At 68.2% G+C, this 16,993-nt stretch carries 15 protein-coding genes; 10 read left to right on the top strand and 5 right to left on the bottom strand.

Annotated elements, in window-relative coordinates; genetic code table 11:
- The first annotated feature begins 58 nt into the window (after positions 1–58).
- Together eccD and mycP are read left to right on the top strand one after the other, a co-directional pair.
- The gene (gene eccD / locus M4D77_RS15125) at positions 59–1,612 is read left to right on the top strand and encodes a type VII secretion integral membrane protein EccD (RefSeq protein ID WP_259936587.1); all 1,554 of its coding nucleotides are present in this window, start codon (positions 59–61) and stop codon (positions 1,610–1,612) included.
- Positions 1,612–3,009: a type VII secretion-associated serine protease mycosin gene (mycP, locus tag M4D77_RS15120; protein ID WP_259936586.1), complete on the top strand. Its 1,398-nt coding sequence runs from the start codon at positions 1,612–1,614 to the stop codon at positions 3,007–3,009. The genes eccD and mycP overlap by 1 nt, the downstream gene beginning before the upstream one ends.
- A 28-nt stretch (positions 3,010–3,037) precedes the next feature.
- Here mycP and M4D77_RS15115 read toward each other — a convergent pair whose 3' ends face one another.
- On the bottom strand, positions 3,038–3,991 hold the full coding sequence (locus M4D77_RS15115) for a 4-hydroxy-3-methylbut-2-enyl diphosphate reductase (RefSeq protein ID WP_259936585.1): 954 nt from the start codon (positions 3,989–3,991) through the stop codon (positions 3,038–3,040).
- Positions 3,992–4,043: 52 nt separating this feature from the next.
- On the opposite strand from M4D77_RS15115, the gene M4D77_RS15110 reads away from it, so the two are divergent.
- Genes M4D77_RS15110 through M4D77_RS15100 form a run of 3 tightly spaced genes read left to right on the top strand, consistent with a single transcriptional unit; the run spans position 4,044 to position 6,270 of the window.
- Complete coding sequence (locus M4D77_RS15110; protein ID WP_259936584.1) at positions 4,044–4,748, top strand: lipid droplet-associated protein; 705 nt, start codon at positions 4,044–4,046, stop codon at positions 4,746–4,748.
- The gene (gene xseA, locus M4D77_RS15105) at positions 4,745–6,031 is read left to right on the top strand and encodes an exodeoxyribonuclease VII large subunit (RefSeq protein WP_068970160.1); all 1,287 of its coding nucleotides are present in this window, start codon (positions 4,745–4,747) and stop codon (positions 6,029–6,031) included. Before M4D77_RS15110 ends, xseA begins: the two co-directional genes overlap by 4 nt.
- The gene (locus M4D77_RS15100; protein ID WP_068970159.1) at positions 6,028–6,270 is read left to right on the top strand and encodes an exodeoxyribonuclease VII small subunit; all 243 of its coding nucleotides are present in this window, start codon (positions 6,028–6,030) and stop codon (positions 6,268–6,270) included. The genes xseA and M4D77_RS15100 overlap by 4 nt, the downstream gene beginning before the upstream one ends.
- Before the next feature lie 6 nt (positions 6,271–6,276).
- Here the strand turns inward: M4D77_RS15100 and M4D77_RS15095 are convergent, their stop codons facing one another.
- Complete coding sequence (locus tag M4D77_RS15095) at positions 6,277–6,606, bottom strand: hypothetical protein (protein WP_058250719.1); 330 nt, start codon at positions 6,604–6,606, stop codon at positions 6,277–6,279.
- Positions 6,607–6,663: 57 nt separating this feature from the next.
- Positions 6,664–7,245 carry a DUF4245 domain-containing protein gene (locus M4D77_RS15090; protein ID WP_068970157.1) on the bottom strand — a complete coding sequence of 194 codons (582 nt, stop codon included), beginning with the start codon at positions 7,243–7,245 and terminating at the stop codon, positions 6,664–6,666.
- Between the two features lie 135 nt (positions 7,246–7,380).
- On the opposite strand from M4D77_RS15090, the gene glpX reads away from it, so the two are divergent.
- From glpX to M4D77_RS15070, 4 genes are all read left to right on the top strand, one after another.
- A complete protein-coding gene (gene glpX, locus M4D77_RS15085) occupies positions 7,381–8,376 on the top strand; it encodes a class II fructose-bisphosphatase (RefSeq protein ID WP_065629922.1) in 996 nt (331 codons plus the stop codon).
- Positions 8,377–8,465: 89 nt separating this feature from the next.
- A complete protein-coding gene (locus tag M4D77_RS15080; RefSeq protein WP_311199325.1) occupies positions 8,466–10,163 on the top strand; it encodes a fumarate hydratase in 1,698 nt (565 codons plus the stop codon).
- 8 nt (positions 10,164–10,171) lie between these two features.
- Positions 10,172–11,596: a class II fumarate hydratase gene (locus M4D77_RS15075; protein WP_159370447.1), complete on the top strand. Its 1,425-nt coding sequence runs from the start codon at positions 10,172–10,174 to the stop codon at positions 11,594–11,596.
- A gap of 5 nt (positions 11,597–11,601) precedes the next feature.
- On the top strand, positions 11,602–12,288 hold the full coding sequence (locus M4D77_RS15070) for a PIG-L deacetylase family protein (protein ID WP_259936582.1): 687 nt from the start codon (positions 11,602–11,604) through the stop codon (positions 12,286–12,288).
- Positions 12,289–12,649: 361 nt separating this feature from the next.
- On the opposite strand, the gene M4D77_RS15065 is transcribed toward M4D77_RS15070, so the two are convergent.
- Positions 12,650–14,368 carry a GAF domain-containing sensor histidine kinase gene (locus M4D77_RS15065; RefSeq protein ID WP_259936581.1) on the bottom strand — a complete coding sequence of 573 codons (1,719 nt, stop codon included), beginning with the start codon at positions 14,366–14,368 and terminating at the stop codon, positions 12,650–12,652.
- Between the two features lie 171 nt (positions 14,369–14,539).
- On the opposite strand from M4D77_RS15065, the gene M4D77_RS15060 reads away from it, so the two are divergent.
- Positions 14,540–15,187 (top strand): response regulator transcription factor, encoded by a 648-nt coding sequence (locus M4D77_RS15060; RefSeq protein ID WP_068970176.1) that lies wholly within the window; start codon positions 14,540–14,542, stop codon positions 15,185–15,187.
- A gap of 389 nt (positions 15,188–15,576) precedes the next feature.
- Here M4D77_RS15060 and M4D77_RS15055 read toward each other — a convergent pair whose 3' ends face one another.
- Entirely contained in the window at positions 15,577–16,551 is a 975-nt protein-coding gene (locus tag M4D77_RS15055) for a L,D-transpeptidase (RefSeq protein ID WP_259936579.1), read from the bottom strand.
- Positions 16,552–16,993 lie beyond the last annotated feature (442 nt).

Genomic DNA, 16,993 nt, shown 5'->3' with positions numbered 1-16,993 from the left:
GTCGAACCCGCCGCGGTTGGCTATGTTAGCTGCTGAATCTAGGGGGAGGATTGACCTGATGTCGTCTGTGGACGGATTCGCACCGGGGTACCCGGCCACCGCTGCCGACGCGGACACCGGGGACCGCCGGCGGGGTGAGGGGGCCGTCGAGCCGCAACTCGTACGGGTGTCCGTGCTGGGCGGCAACACCCAGCTCGACGTCGGACTGCCGGCGGGCATCCCCATCGCCGGACTCATCGGTGACCTTGTCGCCCAGATCGAATCGCGCAATCCCACGAGGTCGGACCCCGACGACCCGGATGCCGACGCCCGCAATCCCGGCCGACCGCACGACCGGCAGAACAAGTGGACGCTCGCGCTCGTCGGACAGGACCCGCTGCCCCTGCACCGGTCGCTGTCGGAGTCGGGTATCCGTGACGGCGATCTGCTGCTGTTGACCTCCACGCGAACCGGGGAGTCCCCGGTGCTGTTCGACGACGTGGTCGACGCTGTCGCCCGATTGAACGAATCGCAGTTCGTCGACTGGACCGCGGCGTCCGCCCGCAAGGTCGGTTACGCCCTGGCACTCGTCGCCGCGGTCGCGGCGGCGGCGTCCCTGGCCGCCGTCCGCTCCGGCACCGGCGCCCTGTGGTTCGCCGGGTTGTCCGGGCTGGCGGTCGTCGGATTCGTCACCGCCTCGACGATCGTGTCCCGCTACTACCGCGACGAGCAGAGTTCGACGGTGCTGTCCCTGTGTGCCGCGCCGATGGCCTTCGTGACCGGGATGATCGTGACGCCCGGGTCATACGGCGCCGCACACCTCACCCTGGGCTTCGCCTTCACCCTCGTCGCCGCCGTGGTCAGCTACCGGATGACCGCGGCCGGGGCGACCGCACACAGCGCCGTGACCAGCGCGGCGCTGCTCGGCGCCACCGGTTGTGGGGCGCGACTCCTCATCGATGCGCCGGTGGCCGATGTCGCCGCCGTCATCGCCGCGGTCGGCCTGCTGTGCATCGGTCTGGCTCCCCGCACGACGATCCTGCTCGCGAAACTGCCGCTGCCCCCGGTGCCGACCGCGGGTGCCGCCATCGACGTCAAGGACATCGAGCCGCGCCCGGCCATCGAGGGCATCGGGGCGATCGGCGCGACCGCCCTTCCCAAAGCCGATGCGCTGGAACGGCGTTCCTACCTCGCCAACGCGTACCTGACCGGCATCGTCGGCGGGCTCACCGTCGTCACCGCCATCGCGGCCGTGCTCACCGCCGCCCCGCTCGCCGGGTTCGAATGGCGCAACGCCGTCTACGCCGCGATCATCGGCGTCGTGCTGTGTCTGCGGGGCCGCTCTCACAGCGACCTGTTCCAGGCGGGAATCCTCGTCATCGGCGGATCGCTCGTGGTGATCACCCTGATCACCGGTCTCGCGTTCGGCGACGATCAGTGGCCGGTGATCGGTTTCGCCCTCGGCATCCTCGTGGTGATCGGCGCCCTCGTCTTCGGGGTCGTCGCACCGAACCAGGACTTCTCACCCGTGATGCGTCGGTGGGCCGAGATCGGCGAGTACATCCTCGTCGCCCTCATTGTGCCCCTGCTGTTGTGGCTGCTCGACCTGTACCGAATGGTCCGCGAGATCTGATGCGCGACAACCGTGTCCGTGGTGCCGGAGTATTCGCGACGACCCTCGTCGCGGCACTCGTCGGGGCCTCGGCGACGCCCGCTGCGGCGGTCACCCCGCCTCGGATCGATCCCGGCGCCCTCGTCCGGTCGGCCCCGGTCGCCCCGCTCGAACCGACCGAGCAGCGGCACCTGTGCAACATCCCGGAACTGACGCGCACCGTGACGAAACCGACCGCGGCGCAGGCGATGATGAATCTCCCGGAGGCGTGGCGGTTCAGTCGCGGACAGGGTCAGCGGGTGGCCGTCATCGACACCGGGGTGACGCCCCATCCGCGGCTCGGTCGCGTCGTCGCCGGTGGCGATTACGTCTCGGGCGGCAACGGACTCGACGACTGCGACGCCCACGGCACCCTGGTCGCCGGGATCATCGCCGCCCGGCCCAGCACCGCCGACGCGTTCGCCGGCGTCGCGCCCGCGGCATCGATCATCGCGATCCGCCAGTCCAGCAGCGCTTTCCAGAAGAAGAACGACCGCGCCCGGGACGACGCCGCGCCGGTGGTCGGCTCGGGTTACGGGTCCGTCCGGACGCTGGCGCACGCCATCGTGCGCGCGGTCGATCTACGCGCCACCGTCATCAACATCTCCGAGGTGGCGTGCGCGTCGGCGGCGGATTCGGTCGACGACCGGGCGCTGGGTGCGGCCATCCGGCACGCCTATGACCGGAACGTCGTGGTCGTCGTGGCAGCCGGCAACCTGACGCGCGACGGCGCCTGCCAGAACCAGAATCCGGCTCCCGCCGCCGACGACCCCAACGGATGGCGGTCGGTGGCGACCGTCGCCAGTCCCGCCTGGTACTCGCCGTACGTTCTGACGGTCGGCTCGGTGGACGCCGACACCGGCTCGCCGAGCGACTTCAGCCTGCACGGCCCGTGGGTGAGCGTCGCGGCGCCGGGCACCGACATCGTGAGCCTGAACAGCAAGCGCGGTTCGAACCGGCTGGCGTCGGCCCAGCAGAGCGACGGCGGGCCGGTGCCCTTGATCGGCACGAGTTTCGCCGCGCCGTACGTCGCGGGCACCGCCGCGCTGATCCGGGCCCGCTTCCCGGATCTGACCGCGCGCGAGGTGATGGACCGCATCATCGCCACCGCCCACTCCCCGGGAACCGGGCGCGACCAGCGGATCGGACACGGTGTCATCGATCCGGTCGCCGCCCTGACCGCCGAGCTGCCGGCCGATCAGCAGCCGGACCGGGCCTCGGCGCCCATCGCCGCACCTCCCGTGGCGCAGCCACCGGACAATTCCGCGCGCAACGTCGCGATCATCGGCAGCGCCGTCGCGGCGATCGTCATCGCCGCCGTCCTCGCGATCGCACTACCCCACCGACGGGTGCGCAAGCTCGACCCGGACGAGTTCTGATCTGTCGACGCCGGATCGTGGCCCGAGGTCAGTTGGACGAACGTGCGGGGCGCAGCTCGCGCGGGAGCGCGAAGGTCAGCGTCTCGTTGGCCGTGTTGACCGTCTCGACCGTGCCGTAGCCGCGTTCGGCCAGGTAGTCGAGAACCCCGCGGACCAGCACCTCGGGCACCGACGCGCCAGAGGTGACCCCGACCGTCGTCACACCGTCGAGCCACGAGTCGTCGATCTCACGGGCGTAATCGACCAGGTGGCCTGCCTTCGCGCCGGCCTGCAGGGCCACCTCGACGAGGCGCACCGAGTTCGAGGAGTTCTGCGATCCGACGACGATCACCAGGTCGCATTCGGGAGCCATCGCCTTGACCGCGACCTGCCGGTTCTGGGTGGCGTAGCAGATGTCGTCGCTGGGCGGGTCGTTGAGCAGCGGGAACTTCTCGCGGAGTCGACGGACCGTCTCCATGGTCTCGTCGACGGACAGGGTGGTCTGCGACAACCAGACGAGCTTCGACTCGTCACGGACCTCGACCGCGTCCACGCTGTCGGGACCGTCGACGAGCTGGATGTGCTGTGGGGCCTCGCCGGCGGTGCCCTCGACTTCCTCGTGGCCCTCATGGCCGATCAGGAGGATGTCGTAGTCGTCGCGCGCGAATCGCTTCGCCTCTTGATGGACCTTCGTGACCAGCGGACACGTGGCGTCGATGGTGCGCAGGTTGCGCTCGGCGGCGGTCTGGTGCACCAGCGGGGACACCCCGTGCGCGGAGAACACGACCAGCGCGCCCTCGGGCACCTCGTCGGTCTCGCCGACGAAGATCGCCCCGCGCTCGGCCAGGGTCTCCACGACGTGCCGGTTGTGCACGATCTCCTTGCGCACGTAGACGGGAGCGCCGTGCTTGTCGAGGGCACGCTCGACCGTCTCCACCGCACGGTCCACACCAGCGCAGTAGCCGCGGGGTTCGGCGAGCAGGACACGCTTCGTCTCAGACATGCTTCCCAGGGTACGGGTTACGCGGCGTTGCCCGTGATGGCAGAGTGTTGGCATGGATCGCGCACCGTACCCCGCCCGGATAGCCGCAGGTCTGATCGTCACCGCCCTCGAGGAGACACGGAAACTCCCGGCGCTGCTCATCACGTTGCCGATGACCGCCATCAGCCAGACCCTCCAGGCCGGTATGCGGGCGCAACAGAACATCGCCGAACTGGCCATCAAGGGCGACGCCGCCCTGGAGATGCTCTTCGACCGGCCCGACGAACAGCCCGAGTGGGCACGTTTCGACGAGGACGACGCAGCGGGTCCCGACCCGGTCGCGCCCACCGCGCCCGCGGAGACCACCGATACGTCTGTGCAGGACGAGAAGCCGAAGGCCGCCGCGACGACCCCGTCGCCCACGACCATCGACGAGGAGATCGAGGAGGCGGCCGCCGACGCCGATCTCGCCGCACCGCCGCGCGCCGATGCCGGGCGGTTCGCGCTGTACAGCTCGACCCCCGACGAGGTCGTCGCGGCCGAGGTGCCGGGCACCGAGGCGGTGGGTTCCGCCGACGGCTCCGGGCCCGAGATCGTCGAGCTCATCGACTACGACACCCTCACCCTCGCGCAACTCCGGGCCCGCCTGCGGTCGGTCGCCGTCGAGGACCTGATCGCGCTCGTCGACTATGAGAAATCCCGCCGCGACCGCGCGCCGTTCGTGACGATGCTCGAGAACCGGATCGCCGCGCAGAACAAGCGCTCCACCGAAGCGTGACCGGGGCCGACACGAGCGACACACCGCGACGTTCCTCGTCACCGAACTCGGCCGAGCATCCCTGGCCGGTCCGGACGGTGAACACCAAGATCGCCGACTGGATCCATCGGCTCGGACAGATCTGGGTCGAAGGACAGGTCACCCAGATCAGCCGGCGGCCGGGGACCCGCACCGCGTTCCTCACCCTGCGCGACCCCGCTGCCGACATCTCGATCTCGGTGACGTGCAGCCCCGACCTGCTGGCACGCACCGAGGTCCCGCTGACGGACGGCAGCTCCGTGGTGGTCCTGGGCCGGCCGAGTTACTACACCGGGCGCGGCACGGTGTCGCTGCGGGTCAGCGAGATCCGGGCCGTGGGCATCGGCGAGCTGTTGCTGCGCATCGAACGGCTGCGGCAGCTCATGGCCGCCGAGGGCCTCTTCGATTCACGGCTCAAACGGCCGCTGCCGTTCCTGCCGCGCGCCGTCGGCCTGATCAGTGGCCGCGCGAGCGCAGCGCAGCACGACGTCGTGAGTGTCGCCACCGCTCGATGGTCGAACGTGCGCTTCGACATCCGCGAGGCCCCCGTGCAGGGGCCGACGGCGGTCGCCCGCATCCTGACCCACCTGGCCGACCTCGATGCCCACCCCGATGTCGAGGTCATCATCATCGCGCGCGGCGGCGGCAGCGTAGAAGACCTGCTCCCGTTCTCCGACGAGGCGTTGCTGCGCGCGGTGTCGCGGTGCCGGACCCCGGTCGTCAGCGCGATCGGGCACGAACCGGACAATCCACTGCTCGATCTCGTCGCGGATCTGCGTGCCGCCACTCCGACCGATGCGGCGAAACGGGTCGTTCCCGACGTCGAGGCCGAACTCGCGGGCATCGCGGATCTGCGTCGACGCAGCGCGCAGGCCCTGCGCAACTGGGTGCGCCGCGAGTCCGGCGTCGTCGCCGCGCTGCGGGCGCGCCCGGTGCTCGCCCGTCCCGGGGTGCTCGTGGACTCCGAAGCCGGGCAAGTGGCCGAGCTGGTCCGCGCCTTGCGCCGAGATGTGTTGCGCCACATCGACTCCGAGGAACGACGTACCGACCATCTCGGCGCGCGCCTGTCGACACTCGGTCCCGCGCAGACCCTGGCGCGCGGCTACGCGGTGGTACAGCGCACCGACACCGACCCGCCTCATGTGGTCGGCACGCTCGCGGACCTGCCGGCGGGTGCACCCCTGCGCATCCGGGTCGCCGACGGCGCCGCAACCGCCCGGGTCGACGAACCCACGACCATGCCGGAACACGGAGGAAATGCGTGAGCACCGACGAATCATCCACTCCGATCGAGGAACTCGGCTACGAGGAAGCACGCGACGAACTCGCCGAGATCGTCACCACCCTCGAGCACGGCGGACTCGACCTCGACGCCTCGCTGGCGCTCTGGGAGCGTGGCGAGGCCCTCGCGACCCGCTGCGAGGAGCACCTGCGCGGTGCCCGCGAGCGCATCGAGGCGGTCATCAGCACCGGCTCCGACCCCGATGACCCCGAGGACGACTGAGACCGATCAGTCGAACCGGGTGAGCGCCTCGCGGTCGAGAACACTGATGCGCGTGTGCTCGGCGGTCGGTCGCGCACCGGCCCGCGCGAGGACCGGCCGACGATCCTCCCCACCCCTCGATGAGGAGGAAAGCGGCCGCCCCACAGCGGAATCCGGAGGCGGCCCGACGATGTACGGAAGACCGGATGCGGTCGCGGCCCCGGATCGCGGGTCGGTCGGCGCATCGATGGCGCCCGCCTGTTGCACCGGAACGGTCACCACGAGCAGCACGAGGACCGCGACGAGCACGAGCCTGGCCCACACGAGGTGCAAGCCGAACCCCGATCCCCCATCCATGAGCGCCTCCTGCCGAAGACGCTAGGAACCGCGGGCCGGGTTCTCACGAGTAGTGCGCTACCCCAATTGCAGCGGCTGCTGGGCGACGACCGATGACGCGATCGTCTCGATGTCGGCGTCGCTGCCGCGCGACAGGACCGCGATGCGTACCTTGCCCAGATCGGTGATCCAGAACCGCTTGCCCTCCGACGTCTCGTAGGTCACCCACTGCCGCCCGCCCGCCTGGCGCGTACCGGTACCGGAGATGTCGGCGAAATCACCCCCGCTGCCGCCGCCGAGGTAGGGGACGAACACGTCCTCGGGCGCATCGGACTGACTGAGCTGGACGTAGGCGCCGTCGCTGCTGAGCCATCCCACCGTGCTGACCCGGTGCCCCTCGATCGCGTCCGACGAACCGGAGTTGGGCCGCCAGCCCTCCGGCGTAGGCGGGCGGCGGATCGGGAACGGGAGCTGGGCGGCGTCGGCGTTCAATGCGCTGACCACGTCGAACGGCGGCAGCTTGCTGTCGGCCACGTCTTTGGAGGCCCCGATCGAGCAGTTCCCCGACGCGATCGCCACCAGCGCACACAGCGCGAGCAACGGGACCAACGACCAGAACATGTCCTTGCCGTTGTTCAGAATGCGGGGTTTGTCAGCCATGGCGCCGAGTATCCCACCAGCAGGGTCACTGACCGAATGCCCGGTGTGACATGCAAGGATGGTGGTCGAGACCACCGCCACCATCACTCGGCGCCGCTGGAGTCGACCCGCGCCGAACAGAGGAGTCGATTGCCCATGACCGTCAGCACCCATCAGGCCCCGGACCGCAACCTCGCGATGGAGTTGGTCCGCGTGACCGAGTCGGCTGCACTCGCGGCCGGTCGTTGGGTCGGTCGTGGCGACAAGAACGGCGGCGACGGCGCGGCGGTCGACGCGATGCGCGAACTGTTGTCGTCGGTCTCGATGCGCGGTGTCGTGGTCATCGGAGAGGGCGAGAAGGACGAGGCGCCGATGCTCTACAACGGCGAAGAGGTGGGCAACGGCGAAGGCCCCGACTGTGACGTCGCCGTGGATCCCATCGACGGCACCACGCTGATGGCGGAGGGCCGCCCCAACTCGATCTCGGTGATCGCGGTCAGCGAGCGCGGCACGATGTACGACCCGTCGGCGGTCTTCTACATGGACAAGATCGCCGTCGGGCCCGAGGCCAAGGGCGCCATCAACATCAACGAGTCCGTCGAGTGGAACATCAACTCGGTCGCGAAGGCGAAGGGCATCGACGTCGCCGATCTGACCGTGATCGTCCTCGACCGTCCTCGTCATGCCGATCTCATCGGTGAGATCCGGCAGGCCGGCGCCAAGATCCGCCTCATCTCCGACGGCGACGTCGCCGGTGCGGTCGCCGCCGCCGACGACTACTCCACCGTCGACATGCTGATGGGCGTCGGCGGCACTCCCGAGGGCATCATCACCGCCGTCGCGATGAAGTGCATGGGCGGCGAGATCCAGGGCAAGCTGTGGCCGCGCAACGACGAAGAGCGCCAGAAGGCCATCGATGCCGGCCACGACCTGGACCGGGTGCTGACCAACGACATCCTGGTGAGCGGCGAGAACGCCTTCTTCTGCGCCACCGGGGTCACCAACGGCGACATGCTGCGCGGCGTCACCTACCGGCCCAATGGCGCGACGACCCGGTCGCTGGTGATGCGCTCGAAGTCCGGCACCGTCCGCCGCATCGAGGCCGTCCACAAGCCGGCCAAGCTTCGCGGCTACTCCCGAATCGATCTCTGAGACACGACATCGGCCCCACACCAACACCGGTGACTTCACGAGTCAACCTCTGGCGTGGGGCCGATGTCGTGGGCGATACGATGCGGTCCGTGAGTAAACCAGCCTCAGCCCCCGAGTTTCTCTACTCCGATCTGCTCCCGACCGGCGCCGACGAGACCCCGTACCGGTTGGTCACGACCGAGGGTGTGTCCACGTTCTCCGTCGACGGTCGGACCTTCCTGAAGGTCGACCCGGAGGCCATCCGGAGGCTCACCGCGGAGGCCATGCACGACATCAGCCACTATCTCCGCCCGGCTCATCTCGCGCAGTTGCGCAAGATCATCGACGACCCGGAGGCCTCGGGCAACGACCGGTTCGTCGCCCTTGACCTGCTGAAGAACGTCAACATCTCAGCCGGCGGCGTGCTGCCGATGTGCCAGGACACCGGCACCGCCATCGTGATGGGCAAGAAGAGCGAAGGGGTCCTGACCGGCACCGACGACGCCGAGGCCATCTCCCGCGGTGTCTACGACGCCTACACGCAGCTCAACCTGCGGTACTCGCAGCTCGCCCCGCTGACGACGTACGAGGAGAAGAACACCGGCTCGAACCTGCCCGCCCAGATCGAGATCTACGCCACCGAGCAGGGGCCCAAGGGTCCGGAGTACAAGTTCCTGTTCATGGCCAAGGGCGGTGGCAGCGCCAACAAGTCGTTCCTGTTCCAGGAGACGAAGGCGATCCTGAACCCGACGAGCATCCTGGAGTTCCTCGACGAGAAGATCCGCTCGCTGGGCACCGCGGCCTGCCCGCCGTACCACCTGGCCGTCGTGATCGGCGGCACCTCAGCCGAATTCGCGCTCAAGACCGCCAAGTACGCGTCGGCGCACTACCTCGACAACCTGCCCACGCAGGGTTCGATGTCGGCGCACGGTTTCCGCGATCTCGAGCTCGAGGAGGAGGTCTTCCGGCTGACCCAGTCGTTCGGCATCGGAGCGCAGTTCGGCGGCAAGTACTTCTGTCACGACGTGCGCGTGGTCCGGCTGCCCCGCCACGGTGCGTCGTGCCCGGTGGCGATCGCGGTCTCCTGCTCGGCCGACCGTCAGGCCCTCGGCAAGATCACCGCCGACGGCGTCTTCCTCGAGCAGCTCGAGACCGATCCGGCCCGCTACATGCCCGCAGCCGGTGTGGCCGAGGACATCTCGGGTGGCGAGGTGGTCGAGGTCGACCTCAACCGACCCATGCCGGAGATCCTCGCGCAACTCTCGCAGTATCCGGTCAAGACGCGCCTCTCGCTGACCGGACCGCTGGTCGTCGCGCGCGACATCGCCCACGCCAAGATCAAGGAACGCCTCGACGCGGGCGAACCGATGCCCGACTACCTGCGCGACCACCCGGTCTACTACGCGGGGCCGGCGAAGACCCCCGAGGGCATGGCCTCCGGATCGTTCGGTCCGACGACGGCAGGCCGGATGGACAGCTATGTCGAGCAGTTCCAGGCCGCCGGGGGCTCGATGGTCATGCTGGCCAAGGGGAATCGATCCAAGCAGGTCACCGAGGCGTGCGGCGCGCACGGCGGTTTCTACCTCGGCTCCATCGGCGGGCCCGCGGCACGTCTCGCGCTCGACTGCATCAAGAGCCAGGAGATCATCGAGTACCCCGAACTCGGCATGGAGGCCGTGTGGAAGATCGAGGTCGAGAATTTTCCCGCCTTCATCGTCGTTGACGACAAGGGCAACGACTTTTTCACCGACCCGAGTGGGGCCGTCAACGTCCCGCTGAGCGGCATAAGGATTCGATCGAAGGAGTAGGCACGCCGATGACCGAGGACACACAGACCGACGCGCAGGGCGAGCAATACCGCATCGAGCACGACACCATGGGCGAGGTCCGGGTACCCGTCGACGCCCTGTGGCGGGCACAGACGCAGCGTGCCGTGGAGAACTTCCCGATCAGCGGACGCCCCCTCGAACGGACCCAGATCCGGGCGATGGGACTGCTGAAGGCGGCCTGCGCCACCGTCAACGCCGACCTCGGTCTGCTCGACAAGGAGAAGGCCGACGCGATCGTCGCCGCGGCCACCGAGATCGCGGACGGACGCCACGACGACCAGTTCCCGATCGACGTGTTCCAGACCGGTTCGGGCACCAGCTCGAACATGAACACCAACGAGGTCATCGCGTCGATCGCCAAGTCCAACGGCGTCGAGGTGCATCCGAACGACCACGTCAACATGTCCCAGTCGTCCAACGACACCTTCCCGACGGCGACGCACGTCGCCGCCACCGAGGCCGCCGTCACCGACCTGATCCCGGCGCTCGAACATCTGCAGAAGACGTTGGCCGACAAGGCAACCGAATGGCGTGAGGTCGTCAAGAGCGGGCGCACGCATTTGATGGACGCGGTACCGGTCACGCTCGGACAGGAATTCGGCGGTTACGCGCGTCAGGTCGAGGCCGGCATCGAGCGCATCACCGCCGCCCTCCCGCGCGTCGGCGAACTGCCCATCGGCGGTACCGCGGTCGGCACCGGCCTCAATGCGCCAGATGGCTTCGGCACCAAGGTGGTCGCCGAACTCGTGTCGCTCACCGGCGTCGAGTCACTCACCCTCGCGAAGGACAACTTCGAGGCGCAGGCGGCCCGTGACGGGCTCGTCGAACTCTCCGGCCAGTTGAAGACCGTCGCGGTGTCGCTGACCAAGATCGCCAACGACGTCCGTTGGATGGGCTCGGGTCCGCTCACCGGGCTCGGCGAGATCCTGCTCCCCGACCTGCAGCCGGGCAGTTCCATCATGCCGGGCAAGGTCAATCCCGTTCTGCCCGAAGCTGTCACGCAGGTGGCGGCGCAGGTCATCGGCAACGACGCCGCAGTCACCTGGGGCGGCGGCAACGGCGCCTTCGAACTCAACGTCTACATCCCGATGATGGCGCGCAACGTCCTCGAGTCCCTGAAGCTGCTCGCGAACGTCTCGCGGTTGTTCGCCGACCGCTGTATTACCGGTCTGCAGGCCAACACCGAGCGGTTGCGCACGCTCGCGGAGAGTTCGCCGTCGATCGTCACCCCCCTCAACAGCGCCATCGGCTACGAGGAGGCAGCGGCCGTCGCCAAGCAGGCGCTGAAGGAGGGCAAGACCATCCGCGAGACCGTCCTCGACCGCGGCCTGGTCGGCGACAAGCTGACCGAGGACGAACTGGACGCCCGGCTCGACGTGCTGAAGATGGCCAATCTCGACCGGGAGCGCTGACAACCGTGACGGCGCAACTGCTCCCCTTCCCCACCGACTGGCAGACCGCGCTCGTGCTCGTCGCCCACCCCGACGACCCCGAGTACGGGATGTCGGCGGCCGTCGCCCGCTGGACCGGCGAGGGCCGCCGCGTCGTCTACGCGCTGGCCTCCAGCGGCGAGCGGGGCATCGAAGGTCTGCCACCCGCCGAGTGCGGCCCCCTGCGGGAAGCGGAGCAGCGCGCGTCCGCGTCGATCGTCGGCGTGGACGAGGTGGAGTTCTGGGGGTTCCCCGACAGTGACATCCGCAACGTGCCGGAGTTGCGGGACAAGATCACCGAGACCGTCGAACGGGTGCGTCCTCACGTGATCGTCTCGCTCTTCGGTGGGCCCGAGTGGGCGCCGGGCATGCCCAACCAGCGCGACCACATAGAGTTCGCCGCGGCGGTCCTCGAGGCCTACGACGCCCTGGAAGCCCCGCCGTCGTGGTTGTTCGAGAGCGGTCCGGCGGCGACCCACGGCGTCGAGGTCGAGGAACAACTCGACGCGGCCGTTCGAGCACTCGCCGCCCACGACCGCTACCTCTCCGTCCTCGATCCGGACACCCCGGTCCTCGACCAGGCGCGGGCGCAGATCGAGATGGCGACCGCGCCTCGAGAGGGCGACCCCCGTCATGTGACCGGCTTCGAGCTCAAACGGGGTCGGCCCGCCTGAGTCGGCACGACCCGCCGCGTATCAGCAGCGGCAGCGGCGACGACCCGACGTTTCCTTGGCCCCTCGGATCGGTGACCTTCGGCCCCTCCCGGCGGGCGCGCCGTCGGTGGATGGTGTGAGGGTCATTTTCTCCGCACACCGTTCGGAGCAAGCTCTCCCAGGGGGACCGTCATCACTCTCTCGGCCGTTCTCGTCGCTTTCCTCGCCGCATTCGCCGTCTGCGCGGTCATCGGATTGTCCGTGTGGCTGCTCGTGCTCTTCGGCGTGCTCACCGGACTCCAATCGGTCGCCTGGCTGACCGAGCGCATGTCGGCATGGCGACTACCGGCCGAGGCGGATGCCCCCTAGTGGTGTGTCTCCACTAGAGCTGCGCCGACCACCGCAGCGCGAGACCGCCGCCCGGCGGCGTGGTCGTCGTGAACGCCCCGCCGGCCTTCTCGGCCCGGAGCGCGAGGTTGGCCAGACCGCTCGGAGTCACGTCCGCCGGCAGCCCGATGCCGTTGTCGATGACCTCGACGACCAGCTCGTCGGCGACCGTGATCGACACCGTCACCGTCGTGGCCCGGGCGTGCTTCACGACGTTGCTGACCGCCTCGCGTATCACCGCGACGACGGTCTCGGCCAAGGGGCGATCGACCACGGACAGCGGACCCGAGGTCCGCACGTGCATCTGGATCGGCAGATCGTCGATCTGCTGGTCGATGACCTCCTGCACGCGCTGCCGCAACCGCGTGACCGTCATGTCCTCGGTCTGCAGGTCGAAGATGGTCGAGCGCACCTCCTGGACGATGTCCTGGAGGTTGTTGATCGACCGGGTGAGTCGCGAGCGGATATCGGGTGAGTGGGTGCGCTGCAGCGTCGCCTGCAGGCTGAGCCCCTCGGCGAAGATCCGCTGGATCACGTGATCGTGGAGGTCGCGCGCGATGCGCTCACGGTCTTCGAGCACGCGCATGTGGTGGGCCTGCATCGTCGCGGTGGCCAGCTGCATCGCGAGTGCGGCCTGGTCGGCGAAGTCGGCGCTCAGTCCGAGGAGATCCCGGGCGAACGGCTCCCGCCCGTCGGCCCGCATGGCGATCAGCACGCCCCGTGTGGAATCGACGGTGCGCAGTGGGGCGGCCATGACCGGCCCATAGCGCGTCGAATCGCCGACGTCGTATTCCAGGTGATTCCGGAGCACGGGCCGGCGCTGGACGAACGCCGTCCCCGAGGTCGACCCGGTGATGGGGATGCTCTGGCCGCGGAAGACGTGTCCGTCTTCTCCCTCGGCGACCGTGATCACCAGTTCGTCGATGAGCTCCACGGGTTCTTCGGTGTCGTGGGGCTCGGCGATGAAGACCAGGTCGGCATCGGCCAGGGTCAGCACCTTCCGCGCGATCTGCTCGAGGACATCCTGATGGTCGGCGCCGGTGAGCAATTCTGTCATCACGTCGCGGTTGGCCTCGATCCAGGCCAGCTGGTCCTGCGCCTGCGCGTAGAGCCGGGCGTTGTCGATCGCGATACCGGCGGCCGACGCCAGCGCCTGGATGACCACCTCGTCGTCCTCGGTGAAGACGCCGCCGTTCCTCTTCTCGGTCAGATAGAGATTGCCGAAGACCTCGTCGCGGACCCGGATCGGCGTGCCCAGGAAACTCGTCATCGGCGGGTGGTTGGCGGGGAAACCCACCGATTCGGGGTGCTCGGACAAATCGGACAACCGCAGGAGCTCGGGCTGGTCGATGAGCTGACCGAGGACGCCACCGCCGGTGGGCAGGTCGCCGATGAGTACCCGGGTCTCGGCGTCGATGCCCTGGGAGAGGAACGCGGACAGATGATGCCCGCTCCCGAGCACGCCCAGCGCCCCGTACTCGGCGTCGACGAGACGGATCGCCGACGCCACGATCGATTCGAGGGTGGTTTCCAGATCGAGTCCGGAACTGACGACCAGCATCGCCTGCAGGAGCCCGTCGGTCTGATCGCGTACGTCGGCGATCTGGCTGATCCGGTCGGAGACCTCGTCGAGCAGTTCGCGCAAACGCATCTGCGACAGCGCTTTCCGCAATTCGAGCGATCTCGGATCCAGTTCCGAGAATTCGGAAACCATGTACCGGATCATAGTCAGGTTCATTTCCGGGTGCTGCACTTCGGGTTCGAACGCGGTTTCGCTCGGGTTGGGACACGAGCGATGACATTTGGTTAGACCTGCACACATTCGTCTAATTCGTCCGGCCCGTCCTACAATCCGATTCAGGTGTCCGATCCGGAGGGAGACGGCATGATCAGGGTTTTCCTGGTGGACGACCACGAAATCGTCCGACGGGGACTCGTCGAGTTGCTCGACTCCGTTTCCGACGTGGAGGTCGTCGGCGAGGCCGCCAGCGTCGCGCAGGCGCTCGCGCGCATTCCCGCGGTGTCTCCGGATGTCGCCGTGCTCGACGTCCGGCTTCCGGACGGCAACGGCATCGAATTGTGCCGTGAGCTCCTCAGCAGGGTGGACGGCCTGCGTTGCCTCATGCTGACCTCACTGACCGACGACGAGGCGATGATGGACGCCATCCTGGCCGGGGCCAGCGGATACGTCATCAAGGACATCACCGGGATGGAACTGGCGCGGGCGATCGCCGAGGTGGGCGCCGGCCGGTCTCTGCTCGACAACCGCGCCGCGGCGGCGTTGATGGATCGGCTACGCGCCCGGCAGGACGCCGCGGAACCGGCGGACGACGGACTCAGCGAGCAGGATCGGACGCTGCTGGCCCTTCTCGGCGAGGGCCTGACCAACCGGCAGATCGCCGCGCGGATGCATCTCGCCGAGAAGACCGTCAAGAACTATGTCTCGCGACTGCTCGGCAGGCTCGGCATGGAGCGCCGGACCCAAGCGGCGGTGTACGCGGCGAAGACCGCGAACCGCGACCGACGACGCTGAAGCGCCACGCGGAGGGTCGATCGAACGATGTGTCATTCGACTCTTGAGATCTACATCACATAAGCTGACACTGAAATGGTCGCTCGTCCGACTGGGAGGGCTCTCGGACGAGTGCGGACCGACGCCCGAACCGTGACAGAGAGATCCATCGAGATGACAGTTGTTTCCGCACTCGTGGAAACCGGGACTTCCCCCTCCGACCGGCACTGCGGTAGTTGCGGACGCGCGTTCGCGATCCGTACGCCGCTCCGCCAGTCCGATCTGGACGATCTGGACGATCTCGCCCGGGTCAACGGGTGGCACACCGGCACCGAGGCCACGTGGTGCCCCGGCTGCCGATGTGCCCGGATGAGTTTGTCCGACGTTCGCGCCCGGCCCGGCCGGACCGATCAGCCCGCCTGACCGCCGAGCCCGAAGAGGGCCGGAACCACGCCGACGAGCTGCGAGAGCAGACCGGTCAGGACGTCGGCACCCGGAACGCCCGAGGTGGTGGGAGGCGTCGTCCCCGGCGTCGTGCCCGGAGCGGTTTGAGGGGTTGCTCCGGGCGCGTCGCCTGCGGGTGCACCCTGGTTGACACCGATGGTGATCTTCGGGTTCTTGGCCGGATCGAGCCACACGAGGATCTGTTTCATCAGCTCGCGTTCGATCGCGACGCAGCCCATGGTCGGTTCACCGTTGGTCACGTGGAGGAACATCGCCGACGCCCGCCCCGGGGTGCGTTGCGGGTTGTGCGCGATGTTGACCGCGTAGTCGTAGACCGGGCCGGAGTTGTAGAGGTTCTCACTGTCCCCGCCGGGGCTCTGCGGCTGACGCACGTGCGTGTTGTAGGTCGGCGACTTCATGTTCGAGTCCCACCAGTCCTGCTGGTCGACCTTGCGATACGGCATCTTGGTCCCGGGATTCTCCGCACGGCCGAAGGCCTGGTCGAGCGGGAAGGTGCCCTGCGGGGTCCGGTGGACGTTGTCCTTCGGCTCGCCCATGCCCAGCGAACCGAGGTAGGCCTTCGTCGGGCCGATGACGGGTTTCCAACTGCCGTCGGCGCCCCGGTCGAAGGCCGTCAGGGTGGCGGTGGTGTCGGACGCCTTCGGCGCGGTCACCACGATCATCTGGCTCGTCGGCCCACCCGCCCCGGGTGCACCGGCACCGCCGGTGCCGTCGTCCGACCCGGTCCCACCGGCGAGCTGGTCGAGAATGCCGTCGAGCAGCGGCATGCCCGACCCGGGCGTCGTTCCCGGACTGGGTGTGGTGGACGTCCCCGGCGTGGATGTCTCGGGTGTAGTTGTCTCTGGGGCGGCGACCGACTGCCCGGCGCCGCCGACAATCGCGGCGAGCACCGCGATCACCAACAGTCCCAACAGTCTCATTCGCCTCATCAGTAACTTCTGCACCATGCCAGTCTGACAGTGCGCAAGAGACCATGTGTCACGTACTGGTCACGGTGCGGTTCGGATCAGGTGTCGGCGACGAGCCGGTCGGCGTATGGACAGAAGCCGGATTCACGCGGTCGAGGGTCGATTTCTCGATACGAAAACACCGAATTGCCATGATTCGAAATGCAGTACAAAAACGCATTCGACGAATCAATCTGAGAAATGGGTCGAATTCTCTTGGACTTTGTTTGCGCGTTTGTTATCAGATCATTACTGTTGCGAACGACGGCGTCGAATAAAGGCGGCCGTCGAAACGGATAGCCATTCGATTAAGGGAGAACAATGACATCCTTGGAGAACGTCGAACTGCTCACCGCCATCGTCGACCTCTTGAATTCGCTCCGCGACTTCACCCCGATCGAACCGCCGACCGCCT

The organism is Gordonia sp. p3-SID1431, assembly GCF_025143765.1.
Classification (GTDB): Bacteria; Actinomycetota; Actinomycetes; order Mycobacteriales; family Mycobacteriaceae; genus Gordonia; species Gordonia hongkongensis.
The sequence above is the reverse complement of the archived record's forward strand: the minus strand, read 5'-3'. Positions and strand labels throughout refer to the sequence as shown.